The 4,888-nt window shown below is 61.9% G+C and carries 5 protein-coding genes; all 5 read left to right on the top strand.

Features of this window, described 5'->3' with window-relative positions:
• The first annotated feature begins 612 nt into the window (after positions 1-612).
• Positions 613-891, top strand: a complete 279-nt coding sequence (locus tag ABYV89_RS14505; RefSeq protein WP_432823650.1) for a F0F1 ATP synthase subunit C — start codon at positions 613-615, stop codon at positions 889-891.
• A 163-nt stretch (positions 892-1,054) separates the two neighbouring features.
• Positions 1,055-1,849: a hypothetical protein gene (locus ABYV89_RS14500; protein ID WP_432823649.1), complete on the top strand. Its 795-nt coding sequence runs from the start codon at positions 1,055-1,057 to the stop codon at positions 1,847-1,849.
• Complete coding sequence (locus ABYV89_RS14495) at positions 1,846-3,405, top strand: alternate F1F0 ATPase, F1 subunit alpha (RefSeq protein ID WP_432823648.1); 1,560 nt, start codon at positions 1,846-1,848, stop codon at positions 3,403-3,405. Before ABYV89_RS14500 ends, ABYV89_RS14495 begins: the two co-directional genes overlap by 4 nt.
• On the top strand, positions 3,383-4,252 hold the full coding sequence (locus ABYV89_RS14490; RefSeq protein ID WP_432823647.1) for a F0F1 ATP synthase subunit gamma: 870 nt from the start codon (positions 3,383-3,385) through the stop codon (positions 4,250-4,252). The genes ABYV89_RS14495 and ABYV89_RS14490 overlap by 23 nt, the downstream gene beginning before the upstream one ends.
• A gap of 124 nt (positions 4,253-4,376) precedes the next feature.
• The gene (locus tag ABYV89_RS14485; RefSeq protein WP_432823646.1) at positions 4,377-4,880 is read left to right on the top strand and encodes an FKBP-type peptidyl-prolyl cis-trans isomerase; all 504 of its coding nucleotides are present in this window, start codon (positions 4,377-4,379) and stop codon (positions 4,878-4,880) included.
• The last annotated feature ends 8 nt before the right edge of the window (positions 4,881-4,888 follow it).

The following is a 4,888-nucleotide window of genomic DNA, read 5'->3' as shown; positions in this document are numbered from 1 at the left end:
TTTGCCATTCTGGCGGCGGTTTATATTGCGGCGGCGGTGCAGGTGCAGGTGAAACATGATGTTCCGGAAAAACCTTGAAAACCGGCGGGTCGCGTCCCGCCAGACGCCTTACTTTTTGTGAAAGCCGACAAAAAGTAAGCAAAAAACGTTCACCCTGCCGGGGGCATGAGGAGCACTAGGCCGGTTGGCGGAGGTTGGCACCACCGTTGTGCCGATGCCGGCGGCGGCACTTCGTAGCACATCTTCCGCCGGTGGTGGTGGATTCAGCAATTTTCCGGGCTGAGCAAACACCGGGCTACTGGAAAGGCGAAAACCTGGCGGACACAGTTTTTAAGGTTTTACCAAAAAACGCGATTGCAGATACGGGTGTTTCAGCACCGTCGCTGACGCCTCGACACGCGTTCGCGCACGGGGAGGCACCACGAAGTTCTATCGGTATCAATTGCTGTGGCGGTCATTTGAAGCACTGCCAACCGCGACAGCAATGCCCCACGCTAGTGGAAAACGCTTTTTGCCTACTTTTTGTCGTTTAACAAAAAGTAGGTCGCCTGCCGGGGCGAGTCCCGGCGGTTCTAAAGCATTTATCCAAATAGAAGAAAGAAAGGAGCCCCCATGGACTCTCTCGGATGGGTCGCCGTCACCTCAATCTTCTCCGCCGGCCTCTGCATCGGCCTCGGCGCCATCGGCCCCGCCCTCGGCGAAGGGCGCGCCCTGGCCCAGGCCCTCAGCGCCCTGGCCCAACAGCCCGACGAAGCCAACACCATCACCCGCACCCTCTTCGTCGGCATGGCGATGGTCGAATCGACGGCCATTTACTGCTTCGTCGTCACCATGATCCTGCTGTTTGCCAACCCGTTCTGGAACTATTTTCTGAAGCAGGCCGCAGGGTAGTGTCCAGTGAGGCTACTTCTATCCAGCAATTCTGGCCATTTCGGCCGCTGCCTGCGTTGCACCTTCTTGGCTTAGCGCATGGCCAGGCCTTCGTCGGTGACGCCTTGACAGCAACCCAAATTACTCAGAATTGTACGACACAACTAACCACACAGGACACTTAATGCTCATCGACTGGACCACCGTCAGCTTCCAGATCATCAACTTTCTGCTGCTGGTCTTCTTGCTCAAGCGCTTCCTTTATGGCCCGATCACCAAGGCCATGCAGCGCCGCGAAGATGAACTGGCGGCGATCCGAACGGATACCGCCGGCAAGCGATCCGAAGCGGCCGAAGTGCTGGAAACCTATCGCCGCAAACAACGGGAGCTGGATACGACCGCCGCCGGACTCCTGCAGCAGGCCGAAACCGAAGCCGAACAACGCCGCCGCGAACTGCTCGCTGAAGCCCGCAGCGAAGCCGAAGCGCAACGTCAAAACTGGCGACAGGCACTGCAGAACGAGCGACGTGCCTTTCTCGATCAGCTGAAAAAACGCTCCGCCGCAGGCGTTCTGACGGTCTCCCGCCGGGCCCTGGCCGAGCTAACCGAAGCGCAACTGGAGACCGCCCTGGTCCGGGTGCTGATCCGGAAGCTCGAGGCGCTGCCCGCCGCAGATCTCGAACGCTTCACCGCTGCAGCCCGCGCCGGTGCCCTGCAGGTGCGCAGCGGCTGGGAGCCGGATGGCGAATTGCACCGGCAGTTGGCCGAAGCCCTGTCCCAGACCTGTCAGACAAAGACAGAACTGGACTGGCAACAGGATTCGGAACTGCTGCTCGGCATCGAAATCAGAACCGACGGCCTGCGCCTGGCCTGGGGGACCGAAGGCTACCTGGATGATCTGCAGCGGTCCGTGGCAGCGCTGTTCGATCAACAGGCCCCCTCCCGGGAACCGACCAGCGACGCCGAGGAGGAAAGATGAGCGGAGAAGCGGAAGTACTGAAACAATCTCTGGATGCCGCCTTGGCCGCGATTGAGCAGGCGTCGACCAGTTCGGCCGAACTGGCCGCCGAAGAAGTCGGCCGGGTCACCTACACCGGTAAAGGGATCGCCCGGGTCGATGGTCTGCCGGGGGTGCGCAGCGAAGAGCTGCTGCATTTCCCCGAGGGGGTTTTAGGGCTGGCGTTCAACCTCGATGCCGATCAGGTCGGCGTGGTGCTGCTCAGCGATTACGGCAGCCTCAGCGCCGGCGACCTGGTCCGACGTGGCGGCGAGGTTCTGTCGGTGCCGGTCGGCGATAGTCTGCTCGGCCGGGTGATTGACCCGCTCGGCCGGCCACGAGACGACCAGGGACCGCCAGCATGCAGCGAGCGCTTCCCCATCGAACGGCCGGCCGCCGAGATCATGGACCGGCTGCCGGTCACCGTCCCGCTGGCCACCGGCCTCAAGGTCATTGACGCGTTGATCCCCATCGGCCGCGGCCAGCGCGAACTGATCCTCGGCGACCGCCAGACCGGCAAGTCCGCCATCGCCATCGACACCATCATCAACCAGCGGGGCAAGGACGTTCTCTGCGTCTACTGCGCCATTGGCCAGCGCTCGTCAAGCATCGCCCGGGTTGTGGACCAGCTGCGGGAAAACCACGCGATGGATTACACCACCGTAGTCGTGGCCGAAGGAGACGACCCGGCCGGCCTGCAATACATCGCCCCCTACGCCGCCACCAGCATGGCCGAGTGGTTCATGGGGCAGGGCCGCGACGTGCTGGTGGTCTACGACGATTTCACCCAGCACGCCAGAGCCTACCGCGAACTATCGTTACTGCTGCGGCGGCCGCCGGGGCGCGAAGCCTTTCCCGGTGACATCTTCTACCTGCACTCGCGCCTGCTCGAACGCTCCACCCATCTGCGCGAAGAAAAAGGCGGGGGCTCGCTGACGGCGCTGCCGATTATCGAAACGGAGGCGCAGAATCTCTCGGCCTACATCCCGACCAACCTGATTTCCATCACCGACGGCCAGATCTACCTGTCGCCGCAGCTGTTTCAGAAAGGCATCATGCCGGCGGTCGATGTCGGCAAGTCGGTCTCGCGGGTCGGCGGCAAAACCCAGCTGCCGGCCTACCGGGCGGTGGCCGGCGATCTCAAACTCAGCTATGCCCAGTTCGAAGAGCTGGAAATTTTCTCCCGCTTCGGCACCCGGCTCGACGCCGAAACCCGCAAGGCCCTCGACCGTGGCCGCCGGGTACGGGCCATCCTCAAGCAGCCCCAGCTCTCACCGCTGACCGCCGCCGAGCAGGTGATGGTGCTCTACGCCGTCACTCAAGGAGTGTTTGACGAGGTATCCGAGGAGCGGCTGGTCGAAGCCGAGGCCGCGGTGATCGCGGCTTTGGGCGAAACGCCTGAAGTCTGTAAAAAAATCAACAACGGCCAGCCGCTAAACGAAGCCGATATGGCCCGCCTGCTGAAAGGGGCACAGGCGGCCGTCAAACCCCTAGGCGAGGCCACCAAGGAGGCCGATGGAAACGCTGCAGGAAATTAAACGCCGGATCAAGGGGACCGACGATCTGCACTCGGTGGTGCGGACCATGAAATCCCTGGCGGCGGTCAACATCCGCCAGTACGAACAGGCCATGCGCTCGCTGGACGACTACCGGCGCTCCATCGAACTCGGGCTGCGGGCGGCGTTACGGCGACGACCGCTGCTCCCCCGGACTCAGCCTCCGCAACAGACGGTGGTGCTGATCTTCGGCTCCGACCAGGGGATGGTCGGCCGCTTCAACGAGGCGATCATCGATTATGCCGAAGCCACCATGAACGACAACGGACTGGCGACCGCAAACCGCGTCTGCTGGGTAGCAGGCGCCAAAGCCTCGGGCCACGCCGAAGACCGCTTCGGCACCCTCGACCAGGACTTCGCCCTGCCCGCCTCCAGCCACCAGGTCACCCCGGCCGTCCATGATGTGCTGTTGCATTTCGACAAGGTCCGGAACCAGCTTGGCGAAACCCGCCTGCTGATCTGTTACAACAAACCCGACACCGGAGCGAGTTACATTCAATGCCGGGCCACTCTGTATCCCCCCGACCAACAGTGGCTGCAGGCCATCGGCGGACAGAACTGGCCCGGGCGCAGCCTGCCGCTGCACACCATCCCCGCGCAGCGGCTCCTGCCTGCGCTGATCCGCGAGTACCTGTTCATCTCCCTGTTCGAAGCCTTCGCCGCCTCGCTGGCCGCCGAAAACGCCGCCCGCCTGGCCGCCATGCAGCAGGCCGAGAAAAAAATTGAAGAAATGACAGAGACCCTCACCGGCCGCTACCACCACCTGCGGCAGACCAGCATCACCGAAGAACTGCTCGACGTGATCTCCGGTTTCGAGGCGCTCTCCTGACCAATTCGCCCGACCTCAAGGATTCTTCATGTTTTTTTGATGGACGCGCCCCTGCCTTTGCCCGTACCATGCGCAAGCAGCCTCGGCTGCATAACCAAATATATAGTTCATGGAAGGAAAACTAATGGCACAGGCAAAAAAAGGTGACCGCGTCACCATCAACTTTGTAGGCACCATGGAAGACGGCACGGTTTTCGACAGTACCCTCGAAAACGATGTGGATAGCTGCAGCACCGACGATTGCAGTTCAGACGATTGCGGAACTGACGACTGCGGCTGCGGCGAATCCGGCCCGATGGAGCTGGTCATCGGCGAAGACGAATTCTTCACCCAGATCGAAGAGGCCCTGGTCGGCATGGCCCCGGGCGAGAAGAAAACCATCGTCATCCCCGCTGAAGACGCTTTTGGCGACTACGACGACGAAAAGGTCTTCCAGGTCAAGCGCAGTGACGTGCCCGACGACATCTACCCCGAAGTCGGCCAGGAGCTGGAACTGACCGGCGATGACGACGAGATCCTCGAAGTCACCGTGGTCGAAGTCAGCGACGAAGACATCACCCTCGACGCCAACCACCCGCTGGCCGGCGAAGACCTCACCTACGAAGTCGAGCTGGTGGAAATCCTGTAGGAATTTTC

It is taken from the genome of Trichloromonas sp., assembly GCF_041583255.1.
Lineage (GTDB): Bacteria > Desulfobacterota > Desulfuromonadia > Desulfuromonadales > Trichloromonadaceae > Trichloromonas.
Note: the sequence above shows the minus strand (reverse complement) of the source record. Positions and strands in the feature narration are given on the sequence as shown.